This is a genomic window from Bacteroides sp. D22 (genome assembly GCF_000163675.1).
Classification (GTDB): domain Bacteria; phylum Bacteroidota; class Bacteroidia; order Bacteroidales; family Bacteroidaceae; genus Bacteroides; species Bacteroides xylanisolvens.
Window position 1 is genome coordinate 124,977 of record NZ_GG774795.1, and the last position, 2,817, is coordinate 127,793.

Annotated in this window: 3 protein-coding genes; 2 read left to right on the forward strand and 1 reads right to left on the reverse strand. The window is 42.3% G+C overall.

The window, feature by feature from the left end:
- The first annotated feature begins 471 nt into the window (after window positions 1–471).
- Both HMPREF0106_RS23735 and trhA read left to right on the forward strand, forming a co-directional pair.
- Window positions 472–1,371, forward strand: a complete 900-nt coding sequence (locus HMPREF0106_RS23735; protein WP_032850940.1) for a diaminopimelate dehydrogenase — start codon at window positions 472–474, stop codon at window positions 1,369–1,371.
- A gap of 299 nt (window positions 1,372–1,670) precedes the next feature.
- Window positions 1,671–2,321, forward strand: a complete 651-nt coding sequence (gene trhA, locus HMPREF0106_RS23730) for a PAQR family membrane homeostasis protein TrhA (protein WP_008024744.1) — start codon at window positions 1,671–1,673, stop codon at window positions 2,319–2,321.
- 235 nt (window positions 2,322–2,556) lie between these two features.
- On the opposite strand, the gene HMPREF0106_RS25495 is transcribed toward trhA, so the two are convergent.
- Window positions 2,557–2,817, reverse strand: a 261-nt coding sequence (locus HMPREF0106_RS25495; protein ID WP_008997636.1) for a transposase, incomplete at its 5' end; no start/stop codon positions are given.

Below are 2,817 nucleotides of genomic sequence, written 5' to 3' on the forward strand. Positions count from 1 at the left end.
AACATCCAAAGTTTTTTTTGAGATGTCAATGCCAATAAACCATTTCTTTTCCATATTTTTGCACTATTAAAGGGTTAACCATAGGTTGAACAAACTATATCCTTTAATAGGCCAACGACCTAAAATTCTAATTGGATCTGTTCAACTGATAAGGAAAGAAGGACTAATTCCGTGGATAGGGCTTCTGCCTAGAGGACACAATGGGTCACCTACTTTCCTTGGTTAACTTGTTTTAACCACAAAGGTAATATTTCAACCTTTATTTTTCACAGTGCAAATCTAAAGGAGGACACAGAGGCCACAGAGTTTTTTCGATGCAGCACATCACACCCTGATTTGCTTTCATGCGGACCGGTATTGCCTGCTAGTGAAAAAAAATAAAATATTAAAGCGAATGAACCAAAGTTAGTAGTAAATTGTTTACTTTTGCAAGCAAAAGAAAGAAATTTGTTCATTAAAACCAAGAAAAGAATGAAAAAAGTAAGAGCTGCCATCGTTGGTTATGGTAACATCGGACATTATGTACTGGAAGCGCTTCAGGCGGCACCTGATTTCGAAATAGCCGGAGTCGTTCGTCGTGCAGGAGCAGAGAACAAACCGGAAGAGTTGGCAAACTATGCAGTAGTAAAGGACATAAAAGAGTTGGGGGATGTAGACGTAGCTATTCTTTGCACGCCCACCCGCAGCGTTGAGAAATATGCAAAAGAATATCTGGCAATGGGGATTAATACGGTAGACAGTTTCGATATCCACACTGGTATCGTAGACTTACGCCGCACACTGGCTGCTGCTGCCAAAGAACATAAAGCCGTATCGATCATCTCTGCCGGATGGGATCCGGGAAGCGACTCCATCGTACGCACCATGCTCGAAGCGATTGCTCCGAAAGGAATCACTTACACCAACTTCGGTCCGGGTATGAGCATGGGACACACAGTAGCCGTAAAAGCTATCGACGGAGTGAAAGCCGCTCTTTCCATGACTATTCCTACCGGCACGGGAATCCACCGCCGCATGGTGTACATCGAACTAAAAGACGGATATAAATTTGAAGAAGTAGCTACTGCCATCAAAGCAGATCCTTACTTCGTGAATGATGAAACACACGTGAAACTCGTTCCGAGCGTAGACGCTCTATTGGATATGGGTCACGGTGTAAATCTCACTCGCAAAGGTGTATCCGGCAAAACACAGAATCAGTTGTTCGAATTTAATATGCGCATCAACAACCCCGCACTGACAGCACAAGTGCTAGTATGTGTGGCACGTGCTTCGATGAAGCAACAGCCGGGATGCTACACAATGGTAGAAATTCCTGTTATCGACCTTCTCCCCGGCGACCGTGAAGAATGGATCGGACATTTGGTATAATATATTTTATACATAAAATAAAAATTAAATAGAGAAAGGCGATACACCTTTCTCTATTTTTTTCTTTGTGAAGATACTACAAAAAACACAATTATGAGGAAACTGTTCATTCCATCAACCACGACGGTTTCCAACTGGACACCGAGCATTGAGTACGCATCAAATTTTTAAAACCGCAGGGAGTATCATACGCCGATATTTCTTAAAAAAAAGAATAAGGCGAAGAAACGCTTTACGGAAAATAAAGTATCTTTGCGACTCAATATTTTTTGTGACTTAACAATTCAAAAAAAGGAACATTGAAGAACAAACGATACAATAATATAGAAGAATGGGCAAATACCCTTAGCCATGGAATAGGTATTCTGCTTGGAATCGTGGCCGGATATTTGTTATTGGAAAAGGCTTCCAAAAATATAGAGCCGCAGTGGGCAGTTGCTTGTGTATCTGTCTACTTGGCGGGGATGCTTTCTTCTTATGTCAGCTCTACGTGGTATCACGGCAGTCGTCCGGGAAAGCTGAAAGAGCTGCTCCGTAAATTCGATCATGGAGCTATCTATTTGCACATTGCCGGAACCTATACTCCTTTTACCCTGCTCGTTCTGCGGCATGCCGGCGGATGGGGATGGGGAATTTTCGCTTTCGTCTGGCTATCGGCTATCGCCGGTTTCATTCTTAGCTTCAAAAAACTGAAAGAACATAGCAATCTCGAAACGGCTTGTTACGTAGGGATGGGCGCCTGTATATTGGTAGCCATGAAACCTTTGTTAGACCATCTGGGAGAACTGGGAGCCACTACCGCTTTCTGGTGGCTGATTGGCGGAGGAGTTTCGTATATCGTGGGAGCTGTTTTTTATTCGTTGCGCAAACCATATATGCATGCCACTTTCCACTTGTTTTGTCTGGGGGGCAGCATCGGGCATATCATTGCCATCTGGCTGATTCTATAAGGAATAGTAGGGACAAAAAAAAGGCTATCTATCCCAGACAGCCAATCTTTGTTAACCTTAAATCTAATACTATGAAAAACACAATACAAAGATACGGACTTTTCGGTTATCTCCAAATTTTCGAGGCAAAGCAGCCTAACTTATAACACGGTTTAATAAAAAGCAGAGGTTCGTTAACGTTTAACGCAATAAAGTTAAAAATTAACGAATCGTTTATTAACTATTTAGTCGTCCCTTAAAAAGTACTCATCTGCGGGATATTGCAAGAAAACAGTGTCCCGCAGATTTTTTCAACAAGTAGCCAAAGAACCCTCATGGCTCTTTTGAAGTTGTACGCTGCTGCGGCTAAGAGCAGATTGACAACATCCCCGAACACACCTTTATAAAAGTTGCGTCCTAAACGAAAGTCTGATTTCAAATGCCCGATAGTCGGCTCTATTCCTGCACGCTTGCAGAATAGCTTATGTTTCTTCTTGCGTGTGTAATAACTGTCTTT